Raw genomic sequence first — 21,594 nt, 5'->3', positions numbered from 1 at the left:
GTTCGTCTTGACTTTGTGGTATGAATATTATAAAGTTACTTACGTAAAGTAATTGATTGAGGTGGAATTGGAAGAGATATCCACGCTCAGAAGACCACTTGGGAGGCAGGAAAAATAATGACATCGCAAGCATTTTTGGAAGCAGTAAAATCAAGACGTTCGATTTACGGGATCAGCAAAGAGTCCGTCATTTCCGATGAAAAAATCGTAGAAATCGTACATGAGGCGGTATTGCATACACCATCCTCATTTAATTCCCAGAGCGCGCGGGTCGTCGTTCTGCTTGGCGAAAACCATGACAAGCTGTGGGATATCGCGACAAACACACTGCGGGCAATCGTTCCGGCAGACCAATTCGAATCCACGGAGCAAAAAATGGGTTCATTCAAAAGCGGCTACGGCACAGTGCTGTTTTTCGAGGATAAGAATGTCGTAGACGGTTTAATGGAAAGCTTTCCGTCTTACGCGCAAAACTTCCCGATTTGGTCGCAGCATTCTTCAGGCATGCATCAATTGGTAGTATGGACAGCGCTAGAAAAAGAAGGCTTCGGCGCTACCCTCCAGCACTATAACCCGTTGATCGACGAAGAAGTAAAGAAAACATGGTCATTGCCTGATTCATGGCAGTTGATTGCGCAAATGCCGTTCGGCAAACCGACAGCCGCGCCGGGCGAGAAAACGTTCCAACCGATCGAAGAGCGCGTAAAGGTATTTAAGTAAGCTTATTTTAATGCCTGATTTCATTATAAAGACCGTTCCTTAATTTTCGGGAACGGTCTTATTTAAATATGCAAGAAGGATAGAGATATACATCTACTGTTCAAGCCTTCAGGGAGGCATTATAATGGGTATGATTTTTTAACTTGAAACGGTCAAGGCAGGCAAGGGGTGGAGTTAATTGGTAAAAGCAGTTTTTTTTGACTTGGACGATACGCTGTATGATCAGCTTCAGCCTTTTCTGACGGCAGTACGGACTGCCGGAATCAGCGGGCTTTTTAGGGATAGATTGCAAGCGGAGGATTTATTCAAACGATTAAGAAAACATAGCGACCGTTTATGGGAGAAGCATGTCAGCGGGTTGATGTCGCTGGAGGAGCTCCGCATCGAACGGACTACCGCAGCCTTTTTGGATATCGGAATAAACCTAGCGGAACAGACAGCCGTACAGCTTCAGGAAAACTATGAACGGGAGCAAAAGCGTATCAAGCTGAGAGACGGAGCAGAAACGTTATTTGGACAGCTGGAAGCGTTCGGCATTCGCATGGGCTTGATTACGAATGGCCCGGTTGAGCATCAAATGATCAAAATCAGGGCGCTGGGACTGTTGAATTGGATAGACTTGCAGGCGGTATATATCTCGGACGGAATCGGCATCGCAAAGCCTGATCCGGAGGTTTTTCAACATGTCCGTTTACGATCCTGCTTTGCTCCGGAGGAGCTGGTTTATGTCGGTGACGCTTGGCATAACGATATTGTGCCGTCATATCAGGCAGGCTGGAATCCCGTTTGGTTAAACGGCAGAAAACAGCTGCCGCGCGCGGAGGACAGTGACGTGAAATATAAGGAATGTCGATCGATCAACGAGATTATGACCCTCATACATCTGATCCAAAAAAGGGATACTGGCTGTTTGCCCTAAAAACATGTACAATAAAAACCGATATACTTATTGACGGATACGACGAACAAACACATAAACAGACAGCTAGGAGGTTATCATGAGTATTGACCCTCGCATTATCAAGACATTATTGCAGCTTCAGCTCGCGCCGAGCTTGGATGTAAAGGCAGCATCGAATCCGCTGCAAGCTGCATCAGGGGATGGCTCTGCTTCCTTATTCGATACTCTTCTATCACAATATATGTCGGACAGCGCTTCAGAGGAAGGCTCCGCGGCTCCTGTTCTGCCTGCGGATGCGCTTGCCCAGCTTCATTCTTTGCACAGCCTAACGAATATTACCTACGGAAATGAAGACGAGTCTAACCGTTCACCTTCCGCCTATGACGATCTTATCCGACAGGCATCAGCGAAATACGGAGTAGACCCTTCATTGATTCAGGCTGTGATCAAGACCGAATCCGGTTTTAGAGCGGATGCGCAGTCTGGCTCAGGAGCCAAAGGGCTGATGCAGCTTATGGACGGAACGGCCAGAGGACTAGGCGTCACCGACTCGTTTGATCCCGCGCAAAATATTGAGGGCGGTACGAAATATTTGTCCATGCTCCTAAAGAAATACAACGGGAACGAACAGGTTGCATTGGCGGCTTACAATGCCGGTCCTGGAAGAGTTGACCGTACGGGCATCAGAACGAACGAGCAGCTGATCGAAAACCTCGAATTGCTGCCGGAAGAAACCCAGCGCTATGTCGCTAAAGTGTTGCAAGCGAAGTGAAACGGCAGCCATAAGATCACGATTCAGCTCACTGCCTCAAACGGCGGAGCAATCGATGATCTTTTTCTTTTTGCATAGGAGGGAGTCTAGTTATGCTATATTTTGACCACTGCGCCTCAACCCCGCCATACGATGAGGTCGTGCAAACGATGATGGAAGTGATGAAGTCCGAATATGCGAATCCATCTTCCCTGCACCGTGCCGGCGCCGACGCTGATAAATTAATCGAGCGCTCGCGTTCCTTGCTTACGGATCGGCTGCAAGCATCGCATGGCCAATGGTTATTTACATCAGGCGGCACGGAGTCCAATAATCTGGCGATAAAAGGGATTGCACGCCAGTATGCCGGCCGGGGAAAGCATTTGATAACGACCCAAATTGAGCATGCGTCGGTTTATGAATCGTTTGCGCAGCTCGAGCAAGAGGGGTTTAAGGTAACGTATCTGCCTGTAAGCAAGTCAGGGCATGTCCGGATCGGGCAATTGGAAGAGGCTTTGACGGATGAAACGATATTGGTAAGCATCATGCATGTCAACAACGAAATCGGAACCATTCAACCGCTGGGAGAAATCGGCAGACTGCTGAAACGCTTTCCAAAGGTGATGTTTCATGTTGATGCGGTTCAAAGCTTAAGCAAGCTGCCCATTCCGATTAAAGAGTGGGGCATCGATTTGCTCAGCGGGTCCGCGCATAAGCTAAGGGGCCCTAAAGGCGTCGGTTTTTTGTTTGTCCGCGAGGGTATATCGCTGTATCCTATGTTTACTGGCGGATCGCAAGAGAGCGGATTCCGGCCGGGAACGCAGAACGTGCCTGCCATTGTCGCTTCTGCCAAGGCGCTGCGAATGTCGATAGAGACGATGGAGCGGCGCGAGAGCCGAATGAAGCAGCTGAAGCAGATGCTTATCGGGCTTATTGGAGAGATTCCGGAGCTGAAGCTGAATGGGGCAGAGCCTGCCGCTTCGCATATTATCCATTTCTCGTATCCGGGGATGAAGCCCGAGGTTATCATTCATATGCTGGAGCAGCATGGTATAATGGCATCGACCAGATCGGCTTGCTCCTCAAAGGATGATAAGCCGAGCCGTGTGCTGCTGGCCATAGGTGCAAGCCATGAGCAGGCAGCCGGCGGCGTTCGAATTAGTCTTGGAGATGAACATGAGGAGCGGGATATAACCGCGTTGGCAGCAAGCTTGCGTCAGGTTGTCGGGCAGTTGAAGCCGCTTGAGAGGAGATTGACTTAATTTTGCTTTACGATCAAATCGTTCTCCGCTACGGAGATTTAATGGTAAAAGGTAGAAACCGCAACAAATTTGAAAAGAAAATGCTTGAGCAGGTAAAGCAAGCGTTGCTTCCTTATGAGAATATTAGTTATTTCAAATCGTTCGGACGCTTGTTCGTTAAGCTGAACGGCCACCCTTACGAGCCGATTGCCGATCGCTTAAAAGATCTGTTCGGCATCGTTTCGTTAAGTCCGGTTGTCAGCACGGAGCAGGATCTTGAGAAAATAAGGGCAGCGGCGCTTGGCTTAATGCTTTCATTGCCTGTAAAGCCTAATACTTTTAAAGTAAGCGCGAAGCGTGCTTGGAAAAAATATCCTCATAATTCGCAAGAGATGAACCATCTTGTCGGAGGCCATGTGCTTCGTGCGATGCCGGATCTCAAAGTGAACGTGAAAAATCCGGATATCGAGCTGCGCGTGGATATCCAGGAGGAAGCGGCCTATATATTCTACGAAGTGATAGAAGGCGCTGGCGGCTTTCCATTCGCCTCCAACGGCAAAGCCTTGCTGCTGCTTTCCGGCGGGATCGACAGTCCTGTTGCGGGCTGGTTGGCTCTGCGCAAAGGGCTCGAAGTGGAGGCCGTGCATTTTCACAGCTACCCGTTCACAAGCGAGCAAGCCAAGGATAAGGTTATCGAGCTGGCTAAACGGCTTTCTTATTTTAGCGGCGAGCCTATCAAGCTCCATCTGGTGCCTTTTACCGAAATTCAAACGACCTTGGTACAGGCGAAAAGCGATAATCTCATCATAACGCTGATGAGAAGAGCGATGCTGCGCATAACGGAGCAGCTCGCCGAGCGCAATGGAGCAAGCGGCATCGTTACAGGGGAAAGCTTGGGGCAGGTAGCAAGCCAAACGCTCTCGAGCATGAATGTAATCGGACGGGCAACGGACCTGCCGCAGCTTAAGCCTTTGATCATGATGGACAAGCATGAAATCATTCGTTTAGCGGAGAGAATAGGCACGTTTGAAACCTCGATTTTGCCTTACGAGGATTGTTGTACGCTATTTTTGCCGAAATCGCCCAGCACGAACCCGAATCTCAGAATCGCCGAGAAGATCGAGTCGCTCATTCCGAATTACAAACAGCTGCTGGCTGCAGCCGTCGAAGGAACAGAGGAGCTTCTGCTTACTCCGCAGCTTCAAACGGCTGTGCAAACCGCTGGCGAGGACAGCTGGTTTTAATGATATCTTGATATCGCGTAAAATAAGATAAAAAAAGCAGGAATCCCTTAATGGGATTCGCTGCTTTTTTCTTGCATGCTTTTCTTCCTTCGCGAGTTGGTCCATAAACCGGCTGCGAGGGTAACAATGACCACTAGAACGACGAAAGACCAGAAGTACAGCTGATTTTCGAAAAAAACCTTGAATGATTTTTCATGCGTTATCATCTTCGCAGCTGTGTAAGCGAGAACCGCCGAGCCGACATATACGATCCATTCGAAGCGGTTGATTAACTTGATAAAGATTGTGCTGCCCCATACGACAACGGGTACGCTGATAATTAGGCCAAGAACCACGAGCAGCGTATCCCCATGCGCCGCACCGGCTACCGCGATCACGTTATCGATGCCCATTGCCGCGTCGGCGATAATAATCGTCCGAATCGATTGCCACAGCGTATTGCCGGATTTAATGCCGTCATGCGGTTCTTCTTGTACGAGCAGCTTATAAGCGATCCATACCAAGAGCAGGCCGCCTACAAGATTAAGCCATGGAACATTTAGAAGCTGGACGACGAGCAGGGTAGCAATGACCCGTATTCCGACCGCTCCGGCAGTTCCCCAAATGACCGCCTTCTTTTGTTGGTCCTTTGGCAAATTCCGTGCTGCAAGCCCTATAACAATGGCGTTGTCCCCGGCCAAAATCAGGTCGATGAACACGATGGTCAACAGGGCGGAGAAAAATTCGACAGAGAATAGTTCCATAAGCAAATACTCTCCTTCCGTTAACAAACACATCTTGAAACCTACATTAAATACGGGCGGCCGCGCGGATGGATTCATTTTTTTTGGACATATTCCTTACGGCTTGTTCATACCTCTGATTAGAGGGGGGATGAACGTGGACAGCCTTATTATATTTATCGAAATTGTACTTATTAATGTATTGCTTAGCGGAGATAATGCCATAGTCATTGCCATGGCGAGCGGGCAGCTGCCGCCAGAGCAGCGTAAACGGGCCGTGTGGTGGGGGGCGGCAGCCGCGGTAGGCTTAAGATGTTTGCTGACCCTCGTCGCCATCAAGCTGCTTCAGGTGCCTTTCTTACAGGCCATAGGAGCGCTGCTGCTGTTTTATATTGCAGTAAAGCTGCTTGCGGAAGCAGGAGGCCAACATGATAACCATAACGTCAAGAAAGCGAAAACGATCGGGGCGGCAATCTGGACAATCGTAGTTGCCGATTTTGTCATGAGCTTAGATAATGTTCTGGCCATTGCCGCCGTTGCCGAAGGAGATCCGATTCTGATCCTGCTCGGTATAGCCCTAAGCATTCCTATGATCATTTGGGGAAGCCAAATGCTGGGGACGCTGCTGCAAAGATTTCCTGCACTTTCCTACATTGGAGCAGCGCTGCTTGCTTATGCGGCCGGAGAGATGCTTATGCATGATCCAGGGCTTAACCGCCTGCTTTTCCATGGTTCCAAGACGCTTTCCGAAGCGATACCGCTGCTCTGCGTTCCGCTTGTTATCGCGCTTGCCGTTGTCAAAAAGAAACCAATTTCAACCTGATTATGACCTGCTCCGTTCACGCAAAATAATGCGGAACGGTTTTTTTTTGCTCAGACCCCCGTAACGTACTGGTATTTTTGCCTCAGTTCCTATAAACTAATATAGATAAAAACTGTCGTCTTTCGTCAACATATGCGATTGGCGTTGTAAGGAGCGGAACGCGAATGCCTAATAACAAATATTCCGCTGGAATTATTTTGCTGTTAGCCGGGGTCGTTATTTTGTTGGGCAAGTTAGGTGTATTCAGCTTTTTGGGCGCAATATTCTGGCCGCTGCTCGTCTTGATTCCCGGAGTCCTTCTGCATGTGCTGTACTTCGGCAGATTAGTTCCGGCGGTCGTGCTAGTCCCAGGCGGAATGCTCGTTGTATATGCCCTGCTGTTTGTCGTTTGCAACCTTTTTGGATGGGATAGCTTGAAATATTTGTGGCCGCTGTTTATTTTTGGAGTGGCAGCCGGCCTTTACGAATATTATTTGTTCGGTTCATCCAGACCGCGTGTTGTACTCACGGCATCGATTGCGCTTGCTGCCGCATCGGCTGTGTTTGTCGTTCTTGTGCTTTTGTGGAGCTGGGGGATTTATGCGATTGCTGTTGCGTTAATTGCGGCAGGTGTTTGGATGATGCTAAGCAAACGCAGACGTTGGTAAGGAATTAAATAAAAAACAATTGGAGTGGATTACTAGTTATGCAAGCAAGAGAGAATTTACGGAATATCGCCATTATTGCCCACGTTGACCATGGTAAAACAACATTGGTCGACAAACTGCTACAACAATCAGGTACGTTTCGCGATCATGAAGCAGTACAGGAACGCGCAATGGATTCAAACGATCTTGAGCGTGAACGCGGTATTACGATTTTGGCAAAAAACACGGCAATCAATTACAAAGATTATTTGATCAACATCGTGGATACGCCTGGACATGCTGACTTTGGCGGCGAGGTTGAGCGTATCATGAAAATGGTTGACGGCGTACTTTTGGTTGTCGATGCTTTCGAGGGCTGCATGCCGCAAACGAAATTCGTATTGCGCAAAGCGCTTGAATCGAACCAAACACCGATCGTTGTCGTAAATAAGATTGACCGTCCGAACGCAAGGCCGCAAGAAGTTGTAGATGAGGTGCTTGACCTCTTCATCGAGCTTGGCGCAAACGATGAGCAGCTTGAGTTCCCTGTAGTTTATGCTTCAGCGCTCATGGGTACATCAAGCCTTGATCCTGAGAAGCAAGACGAGAATATGGAAGCTCTTTACGAAACAATCGTAAGCAACATTCCATCCCCTACCGAGGATGTAACGCAGCCGTTGCAATTCCTTGTTACGCTTCTTGATTACAATGAGTACCTTGGCCGTATTGCCGTAGGCCGCGTCAACCGCGGAATTATTAAGCAAGGTCAAACCGTTGCGGTAATGACACGCGAGGGCGGCAACAAACAAGCGCGTATCGAGAAACTGTTCGGTTTCGTAGGACTTAAGCGCGTGGAAATTGAGGAAGCCGGAGCGGGCGATATCATCGCAATCGCAGGTATTCGCGAAATCAATATCGGTGAAACGATTGCTGATCCGCAGAAGCCGGAAGCTTTGCCGGTTCTCAAAATCGACGAGCCTACGCTTCAAATGACATTCCTTGTTAACAACAGTCCTTTTGCAGGACGTGAAGGCAAATGGGTTACTTCCCGTAAGCTTCGTGAGCGCCTCTACAAAGAGCTTGAGACTGACGTAGCGCTTCGCGTAGATGAAACAGACAGCCCGGATGCCTTTATCGTTTCCGGACGCGGCGAGCTTCACCTAGGGATCCTAATCGAGAACATGCGCCGTGAAGGTTTCGAGCTTCAAGTTTCGAAACCCGAAGTTATTATCAAGGAGATTGACGGTTCGAAGAAAGAGCCTTACGAGCGTTTACTAATTGATACGCCTGAGGAAAGCATGGGCGCTGTTATGGAAAGTCTAGGAACGCGCAAAGCAGAAATGCTTAACATGATCAATCACGGAAACGGCCAAGTTCGTTTGGAATTCAGAATTCCTGCACGCGGCTTGATTGGTTACCGTACGCAATTCTTGACTTTGACACGCGGCTACGGAATCATGAACAACGCGTTCGACAGCTATGGTCCACTTGCTGGATCAGGCGTAGGCGGACGTCACCAAGGCGTTCTTGTAGCGAGCGAGAACGGAACTTCCACTTTCTACGGTATGATGGGCGTTGAGGACCGCGGTATCCAGTTCTTGGAGCCGGGTACTGAAATTTATGAAGGCATGATCGTGGGTGAGCATACCCGTGAGAATGACATCATCGTTAACATCTGTAAAGTTAAACAGCTGAACAACATTCGTTCTGCCGGTAAAGACGATACGGTAACGCTTAAGAGCCCGCGTCTATTCTCGCTTGAGCAAGCGCTTGAGTACTTGAATGATGACGAATATTGTGAAATCACGCCAAAATCGATCCGTCTTCGCAAGAAGATCTTGAATAAGAGCGAGCGCGAGCGTGCAGACAAAAACCGTAAAAATGCTCAAGCAAGCGTTTAAGAGCTAAACTTTAAACAAACGTAAGGTTTTGCGCATGCAGAGCCTTACGTTTTCTTTGAAAATAAGTGGGATTATAAGTGATGAAACTTATAATCCCACTTATATTTCAGCATGATGCGTTGCAACTAATTCGCGGCGAAAGCCGTTTACAATCTCTGAAGGGGGTTTAAGGCATGCAGGCATGGTTAAGCGACCATAAGCTAATTTCTTATCTGATCATATTGGGTTTTACGATATACATATTCAATAAAGTGTTTCGTGCCCAGCAAAAACTGCCGTTATTGAAAGAAATCCTTGTCTACGCGTTGATTGCGTTCGGATCGTTCGTTCTTATGATTTTACAGGTAGATAAGCTTCCTATCATTCAATGCATGGGCGTGGCAGTCCTTATGATGTTAATGCTCAGGGGCCGTCAGCTTTATGACAAATGGAAAGGCAGCAAATCCGGAGATAATGCGCCTCGGAATGCGGAATCCGGCAAATGAAGCTGGAGGATGCGCTATTTAACTGGCTGCAGATTAAGCTGGTTGCGACTGCCCGGCAAGACGATCAAGCAGCATGGGATACATTAGCTTTTTTTGAGCAAATCTTAACTGAGGATCATGGATTGACGGACTTTGCCATAACGAAGATCGACGATACGATGATTCATCTGAAATATGAAAAGGATGGACGCGTTAAACTCCAGCTGTACCCTCGCGAACGGGGAGAACAGCTGCTTACGGACATCGAATCTAATCCCAAATATAACTGAACTCGAAGGTGGAGCATATGAGTAAAGGATCAACGGCGTTACCTCCAAGAACGAGCTCTCGCCAACCAGTCAAGCCAAAAAAACAAAAGCCGCGCAAGAAGCGCTCGGTGCTTAAAACGTTTTTTGGGCTGTTGTTTGCGTTACTCCTCATCGTGGCTGCGGGTCTTGCCTATATCGTTTTTAAAGCAGATAAAGCAGTTGACCAAATCTCCGTGCCTACGGAGGCGGAAGTCGTTATTCCGGCTGGAGAGTCCGTAAAAGAGAAAGCGGTCGCTATGCTTTTGATGGGTCTTGATTCGCGATCCCACGGCGGGGGCTTGAATACGGACGTGATGATGGTGGCGGTATTTAACCCGAATTCGAAATCGGCGACGATCGTGACCATTCCTCGGGATTCGAGCATTGACGTGGACGGTTACCGGACACGCAAAGCAAACAGCTTTTATGCTGATTTTTATATGAACGCCCTCAATGAGAAGAACCTGGAAAAAGAAGCAGCTTATGCGGATGCCAAGCAGGAAGTGCGCAATGTGATGAGCAAGCTGTTTGGGATTGACATTAAATATTCCGCGGTTATTAATTTCCAAGGTTTTGCGGATGTTGTAGATGCTTTAGGCGGCGTCGAAGTGGATGTCGACATGCGCATGAAATACACAGATTCCGCGGACGGCACGAACATTGACCTTGAAGAAGGCGTCCAAGTATTAAGTGGTGATAAGGCGCTTGATTTTGTCCGTTACCGGAAATCGAACAATGGCAAAAACATGTCGAGTGACTTTGAACGGAACGCGCGCCAGAGCCAAGTCATTGGAGCGCTTACGGACAAAATGAAGTCGTTTGACGGCGTGACAAAAATCGGCTCCGTGATTGAGGCCGTTGGAAATAATTTGACAATGGATATGCCTTCGAAAGAAATTAAAAATATGATGTCGACTTACTTGGGCATGAGCCGCGAGGACATTACCTTTATCCCGCTAGAGGGAACTTGGAGAAGTCCTTATGTTTATCTGGACGAAGCAAAGCTTGATGAAGCACGGGCTGCGCTGCAGGGAAAATTGGCTGAATAACCGTAGACTGTAGCTAATATGTTAGTTATAATACATCTACAGAGGCCATTTTTGAATCTGTTCAGAAGGAGGTCATGCGAATGACCAATACCGTATCCGAAGTATCCAAGCTAACGATCGAAGTTTTGCCAAAACAAGCATTCGTTCTAATGCATAACATTGATGCGGCTTCTGATGATTTGACCTCGAGCATTTCCGATGGCGGGGACGCGTTGCATAACGCCGCGTGCTTGTCCGCTGTTCTTGCGTGCGACAAACCGAATAAGAGACTTGCAGCAGACAGCTTGGATGTACAAGTTTCCGCTGCATTGAAGAAAGCCTAGTGGTAGCTCACTAGGCTTTTTGTGTCTTCAGGGCATCTTTACAATTTCTTATTCATTTTTGGTGCTTCTTGCTTCTCGGGCTCTTCAGGAATGATGTCACGAGGCAGCTGCGGAATTAATCTTCCCATGATATCTGCCATCTCTTCGGCAAATCCGGCAATTGGCCTGCCGCGATTGATATCGGCACCAATTTCGTTAATTCGCTGCGAGAGATCCATATCCGCCGTTACGAGAGCATCTATGCCGTAGGGGTCCTTGCGAAAGGCTTCCGCGACAGAGTATTTAATCGTCCCGACTCTTGAGCGCTCCATCTTGGCATCTACGTCGATGCCGACAATCGCTGTATTTCCGAACACGACACAATGCGCGTTCGTTACTCCTTCAATTCCTTTGGCCAACTGCTCCAGATGTGCCGCAACCTGCGCCGAATTCTTGATTTCCTTTTTCCTTGGTTCGGTTTGCTGAGCTTGGACTTGGCCATTATTTCGTGGAGAGGGTGATGTCTCATTACGTGCGACGGTGCTGCAGCCTGTCGCTACAATCGCAACAATGATCGCTGAAGTAAGCCATTTGAACATGTTTGCCACCTCTTTTATTTTCTCATTCACAAAACTAGAAGTCACCAATCCGCCATAGTTTACCCGCAGAAGCGTATTGCTATGTATGGCCTCTAATGAATATCCAACGCCGGGAGGGTTCTCATGAAAAAAATATTCGTGCTCGATACAAATGTGCTGCTTCATGATCCGCAAGCAATTTTTGCTTTCGATGATAATGAAGTCATAATTCCCGCGGTCGTGTTGGAGGAAATTGATTCTAAGAAGAGGTTGGCTGATGAATTAGGAAGAAATGCGCGCCAAATCTCGCGTCTGCTTGACAAGATGAGAGAAAAAGGGCATTTGCACGAGGGGATCGAGCTTCCAAGCGGCGGCTTGCTGAAGGTGGAATTGAATCACCGCAGCTTTATGCGCGTGCAAGAGATGTTCGGAGAAATGACAAACGATAATCGGATTTTGGCGGTTGCGCTGAATTACCATATAGAGCAGGAGAACGAACCAGAGAAACAAAGCATCGTGTTGGTGAGCAAGGATGTGCTCGTACGGATTAAAGCCGATGTCCTCGGCTTGCAGGCTCAGGATTATTTATCGGATCGAGTGGTTGTCTCGTCGGATTTTTATGCGGGTTATATGACGTTATACGTACATCCCGCTGTTATCGATGAGTTTTACACCTATCGTTTCCTAACGGTGAACAATATGCATTTGAACATCCGGCTGAACCCAAATGAGTTTGTTATCCTAAGAGATGAGATGGGTACCTCTAAATCTGCCCTGCTGAAAGTCAGCCTAGATGGGGCCAGGCTGGAGCCGTTATTTTTAAGCAATGATCCCGTCTGGGGCATAACGGCGCGCAACGCGCAGCAGCGCATGGCGCTGGAGCTGCTTCTGAATGATGATATCCCGCTCGTAACGCTCTCAGGCAAAGCAGGGACAGGTAAGACGCTGCTCGCGCTTGCGGCAGGGCTTCTGAAGACGGAGGATGAGCATAAATACAAAAAGCTGCTTATCGCGCGTCCGGTGGTACCGATGGGCAAGGACATCGGATATCTGCCCGGCGAGAAGGAAGAGAAGCTGCGTCCGTGGATGCAGCCGATCTATGATAATTTAGAGTATTTGTTTGACACGAAGAAGTCGGGCGACATTGATAAAATACTGATGGGCATGGGAAGCATTCAAGTCGAAGCGCTGACTTATATCCGGGGCCGATCGATTCCAGGCCAATTCATCATCATAGACGAAGCGCAAAACTTAACGAAGCATGAAGTGAAAACGATTGTGTCACGGGTAGGCGAAGGAAGCAAAATCGTACTGATGGGCGACCCGGAGCAAATCGATCATCCTTACCTCGATTCCATAAGCAACGGTCTAACCCATATCGTGGAACGTTTTAAAGGAGAAGGAACAAGCGGCCATATGACGCTGGAGAAAGGCGAACGTTCCAAGCTGGCACAGCTCGCGGCTGATTTATTGTAAGCAGCGGCCCCCTCATCGCCGAGGGGGTCTTTTTTTTATCGTCAAGCCACGTTCATTTGGACAAAGCCGCCATTTATTGTTATCCTATTTTTAGTAGATTTAAGGATGAAAGGAAGAAAGCTGTGACTCCCAGAAAATATGTGCCGTTTTTATTGGGCACTTTACTGTTAGCCGCATTGTTGCTTATCCCCTTCTCAAGAGATACGAATCCGACAAGCGTAAGGAAGCCGGATGGGAAATCAAATGTCCAGCCTGTGCCGGGAGAGCTTGTCATCGACCAGCTTGCCAATATTCATGTAAACGTTTCCTTGCCGGATTCGCAGTTCAAGGAGCTGCAGGAACTTAATCGGAATTTTATGATGAAATATCCACATATCCAAGCTAAGATAACGAATGAGCCGTCCAAAGACGGCGCATATGACTTGTGGTCGCTTCAAAGCCAGCAAGGTGAAGCCGCAGATATCATCCTGCTTGATAATGGATGGGTGCGGCCCTTCGCCGTGCGCGGGTTTCTAAAGCCTGCAGACAGCGTCATGACGGGAGATTCGCTTTCCGACCAGCTGACGGGACTGCTTGACCCGCTCAAGTGGAACGGATACCTATGGGGCATCCCAAAAGATTTGAATCCTTATACGATCGTGTGGAGCAGTCCGCTTCTTGCGGAGGCCGGCTTAAAAGAACCCCCAGCGGATTGGAATGCGTATCAGGCGGCCGCTTTTAAAATCATCGAGCTTCATCCGCAGGCCAGCATCGTGAATTGGAGCGTGGGTGATTTGCAGCAGCAGATCGTATGGCTGGCAGCCTTTCAATCCGAGCCAAGCCGCATGCTGAATGTTTTGCCGGTAAACGCCGCGCAAGCGCTTCAACTCGCATGGTTTCAAGAGCTGGAGTCAAAGATTAGCCGGATAAATGGGGATGAAAGAGAACGGTTAGACGAGGCATTTCAAAAAAACCAGTTGCTTGCAGCTATTATTCCATGGAACGAATACGAGGAGCTTAAAGAGGCTACACGCAATAAACTGATCGTTGATCGGGATCAAATCATCTACCCTTGGCTCAACGGGCGCAGCTACGTGATCTCATCCAGTAGCGAAAGCGAAGAAGAAGCGATGATATGGATACAGGAGATGACCGATATAAACAACCAGCAGATCAGCTATGACCGTACGGGACAGCTCCCTGCAAGGGCATCCCTATATGCGTTTAACGGCTCGCTTCAAAGCAAACAAACCCATATTCCGCCTGCATGGTGGAAGAAGGTGCTGGATACGAAAAAAACGGATGCGCAGCTAGCAAACCCGGATCCGTTATGGCCGGAAAAATGGAGGCAGCGAGAGCATTTGTGGAAAACATTTTCCGTGAACCGCTTCGAAATAGCTGCTTATCTTGAAGCGTTAGAAGCGTTGGGAAAATGAAAATGAGCCTGCCTCGTCAACCTGGAGGCAGGCTCATTTTTGTCGAAATTTTAGTGAGGATGAATCGCTAAAACTTAAGGCTTAGCTTAATCGTCAGCTCGCCGTCCTTCATCTCAACGGAATTCGCATTTAGGAAGGAGACAATCAAATCAGGATAGAAACCTAGATCGAACTCTTTCTCCAATGCGCTTCTTGTCGTGTCGGGCAGGGCAAAGCCGTTAAATAAAAGCTCGTCGACATGGAATAGGATTGCATTCTTAGGATCGTTCTCAATGGTATAATGGCCGATTATTTTAATCTCCATATTATCCCGTTTGCCTTGCGCGATGACTTTTCTGTCTACGAAATCGAATGCGAAGTTGTTGAAAATTTCGTTTTGCTCACGTAAAAAAGAATTTAAATCGTCTTCGGGCACGCGAATGGTGTATTGGAATCCTTTAATTTCAAGCAGTTCCTTATGATCCTGCACCCAGCTAGGCAGTTTCCCCATCGCTTTCGACAACGCGCGGAAATATTGCTTCACCTCATCGATGCCGGCAGTTTCCCAGTAAGAGGTGAGCTCTTTCATTAAGATTCGGATACGATCGGCATCGGATCGGCCTGAAAGCTCCTGATCAAGCTGCTGCTCGAGCGCCAGCACACGCTCTCTCTGCGTTCTAAGCTGCTCCTCGATGGCAATCAGCTCGTCCTTCCTCGTTTCAAGCTGGGTGTAGCCCTCCTTGACCTTCCGATATTGCTCCACGTATGTATTCAAGGTATGCTTGTCTTGGGTGAGTATAATTTCGGCATAATCCAGCATTTGAAACAGTTCCGACAAAGAATCGAACGATAGAAGAGCGCTGAGCAAAAAATCTCTTTCTCCCATATAATAAGCGCGCAGGACACTGCCTGCTTCATCTTGTTTGTCCGATATTTGCTGCTCTTGCAGCAGGAGCTGCTTCTCCGTATCCGTCATGGTCAGCGTAAGCTGCTCTTTCTTTTCCCCGATGCGTGCGATCTCTTTGTCGATTTCTACGACGGATAAGCTTTTTTCAAGCAAGGAATGCATATCCGCCTCATCGTCAGTAAGAGGCTCAGCCCACGCTGGGGTCCGAAAAAACAGCAATGCGATTACGAGCATCGCCGTGGCTGCTACGGAAATACGATTACGCTTGGCTGGCAAAGTCAACGGCATCGTCCCTCCTCAGCAATCATTTTATGCGGCAATCCATTCTATTATATCTTACAATTCGAAAAGGATGAACCTTAACATGAACGAAAAAGAGCTCGCTGCCGCCATCGGTGCCGACATTGCGGCATCATCTTTATTGGGTTGGCATGCCGATTCATGCGGCAATGACCGCAGCGTGCCTTGTATCCCTTTTTCAAGCTACATGGCTGCATGCTTATACGATGAGAAAAATGGCTATTACCGGTCGGGACCTGTCCGCGTGGGGAAGGAAGGGGACTTTTATACAAGCTCTGGCATTGGCCAGGTGCTTGGTGAGGTGCTTGCGGGTTATGCCCTATCTTTTAGCAGAACGTTAAATGAACCGTTAAAGCTTATCGAATGGGGGGCGGGAACGGGCAGATTGTCTGCACAAATTGCCGCAGCCGGAAGAAAGCGAAGCCCTGACTGGAAATCGGATTTTCAGTCGATCCTGATCGAGGATCATCCCCTGCATATTGAAGCGGCGAAGCAAACCTTTGACGGGATGAACAGTCCGGACGAGGCGGATCAGGAGCCGATTCTTGTTGCATCGGCTGACGCTTGGGAAGCAAGCTGGCTGAGAGAGCCGGCTCTGGTCATTGCAAACGAGCTATTGGATGCGTTTCCGGTACATGTTGTGACTTGTAAGAATGGACAGCTTGTGGAGATTGGCGTTGCCGGCAATGAAGCGCAAGGCTTTTATGAGGTATATATGCCGTTATCGGATTCCAGGATAAGGGGGTGGTTAGCGAGGGATGGCATACAGCTTAGGGAAGGACAGCGTACGGAGGTTCATTCCGGCGCAGCCGGGTTTTTGAAGAAGCTTGGAACCGCGATGTCGAAGGGGAGGCTGATTCTCATCGATTACGGCCATGAGGCTGATGAATACGCGGCGGAGCATCGGATGCGGGGTACGTTAATGTGTTATTGGCGGCATATGGCCAGCGACAGCCCGTACATCCGGATCGGCCAACAGGATATGACTTCGCATGTTCCGTTTACTTTCGTCCGGAATGAAGCGCTGGCATGCGGATGGAAAGTAACCGGCTTTATGACCCAAAAGCAGTTTCTGATTGAAAACGGGGTTCTGGAGCTGCTGCAAAACCATGACCGAACGGATCCCTTCAGCCAAGAAATGCGACAAAACCGTGCGATTAGGCAGCTGCTTCTCAGCGATCAGATGAGCGAAGCATTTAAGGTCATGGTGTTGGACAAAATATAGCTCGTACATAGAAAAAAAGGTGCCATCCTATAGGATGAGCACCTTTTTTTCATGTAATACAAGTATGTACAGCTGATGCTGATACGTTACTTATACTCCGTACCTCATAAGCTCTTTGGAAGGGCTTGCCCCGCGAAAACGCGGTTGCCTTTGTTAGAACGGCAAGTCCATCTTGAAGACAGACCAATACGTGAAACCCACGAATGAAATGATCATATATCCCCAGAACATAACGATGTAAGTTCTTTCGGAGAAATTCAAGTAACCTAGAAATACGAAAGCAACGGCCTGCGCGAAAAACAGAAGCGCAAATTCCGTCATATGGCCTGCGAAAGCCATTAGTCCGATTACCAGGGTCCAAAAGCCAAGTACCCGATACATGCGTGCCATGATAATATCCCCCTCTCGCTGCGACCCGATTTTCTAATGATCATTATAACGTTTGGCGAAATAAGTGTAAACCAAAATCAGTGACGAAATCGCAAACTTTTTGTTTGCATACGGTTAATGCCTGCATACTACGATATAGTTTGCTCAAATATAAGAGCTAACATGTATGAGCGGGAGAAAAAATGGTTATACAAATTAGTATCCAATAGATTCTATGAACTCTACCAAGGGCATAGAGATAAAGTAAGCGCCTTTACGTTAGGAGGTTTTCGTTGCATGACAGCAGTTAGACAAGATGCGTGGAGTCCGGACGATGATTTAATTCTCGCCGAGGTTACGCTACGCCATATTCGCGAAGGAAGTACCCAGCTTGCAGCTTTTGAGGAAGTCGGCGAACGAATCGGACGTACATCCGCAGCCTGCGGATTCCGTTGGAACAGCTGCGTTCGCAAAAAGTATGAGGATGCCATTCAAATCGCTAAGCAGCAGCGCCAGAAGCGAAATTATTTGAAAAAACAAACGATTGTCGCAACGCCTCATGTTTCATCGATTGCCGTATTCGAGACGGATGAACGTGGTTTCAAGCAAGAGAACGGAACCATTGAAGAAGGTCTGTCGGTTGATGCAGTTATTCGTTTTCTCCGTGGATGGAAGACGACCTATCAGGATTTAACGCGTCAAATTAAATGGTATGAGAAGGAACTGAAAGAAAAAGAGGATGAGCTGTTTCGGTTGCGAGACCAGAATGAGAGATTGTCCAAAGAAGTTAATAACGTTCAAACCGATTACCGCGCCGTGAATGATGACTACAAAACACTGATTCAAATTATGGATCGCGCGAGAAGGCTTACCGTATTGACGAACGAGGATGAAGCAAAGCCTAGATTTAAGATGGATGCCAACGGCAACTTGGAACGCATTGAATAAGTTATAAAATGAAAATAAGCGAGACTGGCCAACTTTAGGCCGGTCTCGCTTTTTTACGTGATGGCTAAAATGAGTTGCAATATTTTCCACAAGTTTGATACGATAATGGCTAAACAGGGTTGTTCGGAGGGAGTACCAGGAGTGCGAATTGATGTAGTGGGGGGAGGCTCGCTTGGACTGCTCTATGGGGCCAAGCTGGCAGAGGCAGGCGCTGAAGTGACGATTTGGACGCGCAGCAAGGAGCAAGCGGCTTCGTTAACCGATCAGGGAGCATTGGTGCGCGGGCTCGGCGGGACATCCGAGCGAGTAATCCGAGTACAGGGCGAATGGGCCCGACATGCTGACCGCGCCGGAATAAGAACCGAGAATGGAGCTGGATTACACTGGCTTGTGCTCGCCGTTAAACAAACGGATGTGAACGAGCGGCTGTTAGAATTGCTTGATCGCCTTACTGATGGCTCAGACGGTTCGCGGACGCCGATCGTCTGTTTACAAAACGGTATCGGACATTTGGAACGCATTAAGTCCGCCCTTCCTAACAACCGATTGATTGCCGCAGTCACGACAGAAGGCGCGAAGAGGCTCGACGCTCGTTCGGTTGAGCATACGGGCATAGGAGAGCTTTGGCTTGGAGAATGGACAGGAAACGGGCGGAAACCGGACAATGCAGAAGATATTCCGTTGAAAAAGTTGATTTCCATGCTGCATTCGGCAGGATTTGCCTCATTCCTGTCGAATGATTTGGAGAATCGGATTTACAATAAACTGCTAATTAATGCGGTTATAAACCCGTTGACAGCTATATTCGATGTGGAGAACGGGGATCTTCCGCTCCATCCTTCCCGCGAGCGGCTGATGCGGGCGTTATTTGAGGAATCCGAGCTTATTTTGGTAAAAGCGGGGATGGCCATGCCGGAGGACGGCTGGCAGCTGATTTTAGACGTATGCAAGAACACCCGCCGTAACATTTCCTCTATGCTAAGCGATATTCGAGCAGGAAGAGCGACAGAAATAGATGCAATCAATGGCGGTATCGTCATGCTTGCCAAGAAATCCGGGCAGCAGGCTCCGCTTAATCAAGCTATAGTAGAATTCGTAAAAACGCTGCATCCGAAGCCGAGTATGGGGGAATGAAGCACGATGGAATGGATATGGGAGAGCATCAAGCATGTATATGCGTATTTGGCCGTTATTCCAATCATACCTTTTGCGATCGTATTATTTGGTTACGGGGCGTATATCCAAGACCGAAAAAAAGCGTTCCGGATGGCCATGGACGTTACTACCGGATTGCTTATCGGCTGCGTAGCCGTTTTATTCGACAAGCTGTTCAACAGCCAATTCGGCCTATACGGAATTTTGTTGTTTATGCTGCTAGGCGGCGGCTTGCTGGGTAACGCCCAATTTCGCAAGCGGGGCAAGATTGACGGCAAAAAGATTTTCCGGACGATTTGGCGGCTCAGCTTTTTTACGATGAGTTTGCTGTATCTTGTCTTCATGTGTATCGGGATTGGCAAATTAGTGTTCACCGCCTAAGCGAATAAATTCGCATCATGCGCCTCTTTTAAATAGAGGCGTTTTTGTTTTGACGGACGGCTTCCCCTTTGTGTACAATTAAATGGTTAAGTTTTTTTCATATAAAGTCGCATAGACGACTATAAAGCGGGAGGTTACAGGCTGCGCTATGAGAAAAGAATCGTATTCATTGCCAAGCGCTCAGCCTTTGACAGAGGCTTATATACATCGGACAGATGACCGCATCGATGCCTTGTATGGCTATCATGCGGGAGCGGATGAGGATTGGGAACGGCGCTTTAAGCGATTGGAGCAAAGCCGCGATACGCGGGTCGATGCTGTTGAAATCGCAAATGCTCTGCGCGCGTATAACGAGGCGTTTACCGCTGCACCGGAAGTATTTGCGTCCATTTCCGCGATTGCAGAAGGAGCCCCGGTCGTCGTCGGGGGTCAACAAGCGGGATTATGGACGGGGCCTCTGCTCGTCATACATAAGGCGGTATCCATTATCGGCGCGGCGAAATCTGCAAGCGAGCAGCTGGGTCGGACGGTAGTGCCTGTTTTTTGGATTGCCGGCGAGGATCATGATTGGGATGAAGCCAACCATGCTTACGTGCTTACAGCCGAGCAGGAGCTGCGCAAGCTGTCCGCGCAGCGGCCGGAAGGCAGCCGAACATCGGTCAGCCGTACGGGCATTGACGCGGCTACGTGGGAACAGCTCCTTCAAGAATTGGAGCAAGCGCTGCCTCCTTCCGAGTTTAAGCCTGTTCTGCTTGAGGAATTAAAACAAATGTCCACAAAGGCAAAGTCGTTATCTGATTTTTTTGCCATGATCATCAGCCATTTGTTTGGAACGCAGGGCTTGGTGCTGTTAGATGCTGACTATGAGGGCATTCGCCGGCTGGAAGCTCCAATGTTCAGAAAAATCATTGCAAGGAACGATGAATTAGAGAAGGCTTATGCGGCTTCCGCCGCACAGGTCAAGGAGCTTGGTTATGAGCTGCAAGCGGATGTTACGCCCGGCAGCGTCAACGTGTTCCTCTTCAACGAAGCGAGCGGCGAGGAAAGAACGCTGCTTCACAAGAAGGACGGCCTATTTCAAGACCGTAAAGGCCAGGTGTCCCTGACTCTAGACGAGCTGTTGTTTATCGCGGATGAAAAGCCTCGGCAGCTTAGCAATAATGTCCTTACCAGGCCGCTGATGCAGGATTATTTATTCCCGGTGCTTGCTGCCGTGCTGGGTCCCGGCGAGATCGCTTATTGGGCTTTGACCGGAGAAGCGTTCCGTACGTTAGGCATGGAGATGCCGATCATCGTTCCTCGCATGTCGTATACGTTGATTGAGGGAACGGTAGCCAAGCATATGGGCAAATATGAGCTTTCATTCGAGGACGTAATGGTCCGTTTCGAGGAACGCAAAGGGAATTGGCTGAAGGAGCAGGACGGATTGTCGATCGAAGAGCAATTCGAGGATGCGAGACAGACATTCGAACAGATGTACAAACCGCTGCTTGAACTGGCGACATCCGTCCAGCCTTCGCTGGCTAAACTGGGCGATACGAATCTTCAAAAAATCGTGGAGCAAATCAACTATATGTCTTCGAAGACCGTTGATGCCTTCAACAAGCAATTTGAAGCATCCACGCGCCAGCTTGACCGGATCCATCAATCGGTTAAACCGAATGGAAAACCGCAAGAGCGCGTGATGAATATGACGGCTTATTGGAATCGATACAGTTTGAGCTGGTTGGAGAAGCTGCTTGAAGCGCCGTATAACCGGACCGGCGGACATGAAATCGTATATTTATAGAATAACAGGAGGTAAAAAGA

Annotated in this window: 23 protein-coding genes; 19 read left to right on the top strand and 4 right to left on the bottom strand. The window is 48.5% G+C overall.

The annotated features are described in order from the left end of the window. Positions 1–117: 117 nt before the first annotated feature. The 5 genes from MRBLPE1_RS02770 to thiI all read left to right on the top strand — a co-directional run bounded on the left by MRBLPE1_RS02770 (position 118) and on the right by thiI (position 4,857). Positions 118–720, top strand: a complete 603-nt coding sequence (locus tag MRBLPE1_RS02770; RefSeq protein WP_364141233.1) for a nitroreductase family protein — start codon at positions 118–120, stop codon at positions 718–720. Positions 721–898: 178 nt separating this feature from the next. After that, the gene (locus MRBLPE1_RS02765) at positions 899–1,639 is read left to right on the top strand and encodes an HAD family hydrolase (RefSeq protein WP_364141230.1); all 741 of its coding nucleotides are present in this window, start codon (positions 899–901) and stop codon (positions 1,637–1,639) included. Positions 1,640–1,718: 79 nt separating this feature from the next. Then, positions 1,719–2,393: a lytic transglycosylase domain-containing protein gene (locus tag MRBLPE1_RS02760; protein ID WP_364141227.1), complete on the top strand. Its 675-nt coding sequence runs from the start codon at positions 1,719–1,721 to the stop codon at positions 2,391–2,393. Between the two features lie 92 nt (positions 2,394–2,485). Beyond that, positions 2,486–3,634 (top strand): cysteine desulfurase family protein, encoded by a 1,149-nt coding sequence (locus MRBLPE1_RS02755; protein WP_364141224.1) that lies wholly within the window; start codon positions 2,486–2,488, stop codon positions 3,632–3,634. Between the two features lie 2 nt (positions 3,635–3,636). Continuing rightward, positions 3,637–4,857 (top strand): tRNA uracil 4-sulfurtransferase ThiI, encoded by a 1,221-nt coding sequence (gene thiI, locus MRBLPE1_RS02750; RefSeq protein ID WP_364141221.1) that lies wholly within the window; start codon positions 3,637–3,639, stop codon positions 4,855–4,857. Positions 4,858–4,904: 47 nt separating this feature from the next. Here the strand turns inward: thiI and MRBLPE1_RS02745 are convergent, their stop codons facing one another. Next, on the bottom strand, positions 4,905–5,600 hold the full coding sequence (locus MRBLPE1_RS02745) for a TerC family protein (RefSeq protein ID WP_364141219.1): 696 nt from the start codon (positions 5,598–5,600) through the stop codon (positions 4,905–4,907). Positions 5,601–5,736: 136 nt separating this feature from the next. Between MRBLPE1_RS02745 and MRBLPE1_RS02740 the strand changes: the two genes are divergently transcribed. The 7 genes from MRBLPE1_RS02740 to MRBLPE1_RS02710 all read left to right on the top strand — a co-directional run bounded on the left by MRBLPE1_RS02740 (position 5,737) and on the right by MRBLPE1_RS02710 (position 11,073). Continuing rightward, entirely contained in the window at positions 5,737–6,402 is a 666-nt protein-coding gene (locus tag MRBLPE1_RS02740) for a TerC family protein (RefSeq protein WP_364141217.1), read from the top strand. Between the two features lie 164 nt (positions 6,403–6,566). Continuing rightward, entirely contained in the window at positions 6,567–7,049 is a 483-nt protein-coding gene (locus MRBLPE1_RS02735) for a hypothetical protein (protein ID WP_308997968.1), read from the top strand. Between the two features lie 38 nt (positions 7,050–7,087). Beyond that, entirely contained in the window at positions 7,088–8,929 is a 1,842-nt protein-coding gene (gene typA, locus MRBLPE1_RS02730) for a translational GTPase TypA (protein WP_364141214.1), read from the top strand. Between the two features lie 173 nt (positions 8,930–9,102). Beyond that, positions 9,103–9,414 carry a YlaH-like family protein gene (locus MRBLPE1_RS02725; protein WP_364141211.1) on the top strand — a complete coding sequence of 104 codons (312 nt, stop codon included), beginning with the start codon at positions 9,103–9,105 and terminating at the stop codon, positions 9,412–9,414. Beyond that, positions 9,411–9,683, top strand: coding sequence for a hypothetical protein (locus tag MRBLPE1_RS02720; protein WP_364141208.1), 273 nt, complete (start codon positions 9,411–9,413; stop codon positions 9,681–9,683). The genes MRBLPE1_RS02725 and MRBLPE1_RS02720 overlap by 4 nt, the downstream gene beginning before the upstream one ends. Positions 9,684–9,700: 17 nt before the next feature. Then, a complete protein-coding gene (locus tag MRBLPE1_RS02715) occupies positions 9,701–10,750 on the top strand; it encodes an LCP family protein (RefSeq protein ID WP_364141205.1) in 1,050 nt (349 codons plus the stop codon). Between the two features lie 80 nt (positions 10,751–10,830). Continuing rightward, on the top strand, positions 10,831–11,073 hold the full coding sequence (locus tag MRBLPE1_RS02710) for a hypothetical protein (RefSeq protein WP_364141202.1): 243 nt from the start codon (positions 10,831–10,833) through the stop codon (positions 11,071–11,073). Between the two features lie 38 nt (positions 11,074–11,111). Here the strand turns inward: MRBLPE1_RS02710 and MRBLPE1_RS02705 are convergent, their stop codons facing one another. Next, complete coding sequence (locus MRBLPE1_RS02705; protein ID WP_364141198.1) at positions 11,112–11,651, bottom strand: YhcN/YlaJ family sporulation lipoprotein; 540 nt, start codon at positions 11,649–11,651, stop codon at positions 11,112–11,114. Positions 11,652–11,774: 123 nt separating this feature from the next. On the opposite strand from MRBLPE1_RS02705, the gene MRBLPE1_RS02700 reads away from it, so the two are divergent. Further along, complete coding sequence (locus tag MRBLPE1_RS02700) at positions 11,775–13,106, top strand: PhoH family protein (protein WP_364141195.1); 1,332 nt, start codon at positions 11,775–11,777, stop codon at positions 13,104–13,106. Positions 13,107–13,228: 122 nt separating this feature from the next. Further along, positions 13,229–14,521, top strand: coding sequence for an extracellular solute-binding protein (locus MRBLPE1_RS02695; RefSeq protein WP_364141192.1), 1,293 nt, complete (start codon positions 13,229–13,231; stop codon positions 14,519–14,521). A gap of 67 nt (positions 14,522–14,588) precedes the next feature. Here the strand turns inward: MRBLPE1_RS02695 and MRBLPE1_RS02690 are convergent, their stop codons facing one another. Beyond that, positions 14,589–15,695, bottom strand: a complete 1,107-nt coding sequence (locus MRBLPE1_RS02690) for a coiled-coil domain-containing protein (protein WP_364141189.1) — start codon at positions 15,693–15,695, stop codon at positions 14,589–14,591. Positions 15,696–15,771: 76 nt separating this feature from the next. Between MRBLPE1_RS02690 and MRBLPE1_RS02685 the strand changes: the two genes are divergently transcribed. Further along, positions 15,772–16,932, top strand: a complete 1,161-nt coding sequence (locus MRBLPE1_RS02685) for a class I SAM-dependent methyltransferase (RefSeq protein ID WP_364141187.1) — start codon at positions 15,772–15,774, stop codon at positions 16,930–16,932. A 153-nt stretch (positions 16,933–17,085) separates the two neighbouring features. On the opposite strand, the gene MRBLPE1_RS02680 is transcribed toward MRBLPE1_RS02685, so the two are convergent. Beyond that, entirely contained in the window at positions 17,086–17,322 is a 237-nt protein-coding gene (locus MRBLPE1_RS02680) for a DUF2626 domain-containing protein (RefSeq protein WP_053375484.1), read from the bottom strand. Between the two features lie 276 nt (positions 17,323–17,598). On the opposite strand from MRBLPE1_RS02680, the gene MRBLPE1_RS02675 reads away from it, so the two are divergent. The 4 genes from MRBLPE1_RS02675 to bshC all read left to right on the top strand — a co-directional run bounded on the left by MRBLPE1_RS02675 (position 17,599) and on the right by bshC (position 21,574). Next, entirely contained in the window at positions 17,599–18,249 is a 651-nt protein-coding gene (locus MRBLPE1_RS02675; RefSeq protein WP_364141183.1) for an RsfA family transcriptional regulator, read from the top strand. A 141-nt stretch (positions 18,250–18,390) separates the two neighbouring features. After that, positions 18,391–19,383, top strand: coding sequence for a ketopantoate reductase family protein (locus tag MRBLPE1_RS02670; RefSeq protein ID WP_364141180.1), 993 nt, complete (start codon positions 18,391–18,393; stop codon positions 19,381–19,383). Between the two features lie 6 nt (positions 19,384–19,389). After that, entirely contained in the window at positions 19,390–19,785 is a 396-nt protein-coding gene (locus MRBLPE1_RS02665; RefSeq protein WP_364141177.1) for a DUF3397 domain-containing protein, read from the top strand. A 148-nt stretch (positions 19,786–19,933) separates the two neighbouring features. Next, positions 19,934–21,574, top strand: coding sequence for a bacillithiol biosynthesis cysteine-adding enzyme BshC (gene bshC, locus MRBLPE1_RS02660; protein WP_364141174.1), 1,641 nt, complete (start codon positions 19,934–19,936; stop codon positions 21,572–21,574). Positions 21,575–21,594: the final 20 nt, after the last annotated feature.

It is taken from the genome of Paenibacillus sp. LPE1-1-1.1, assembly GCF_040676435.1.
Classification (GTDB): domain Bacteria; phylum Bacillota; class Bacilli; order Paenibacillales; family Paenibacillaceae; genus Pristimantibacillus.
The sequence above is the reverse complement of the archived record's forward strand: the minus strand, read 5'-3'. Positions and strand labels throughout refer to the sequence as shown.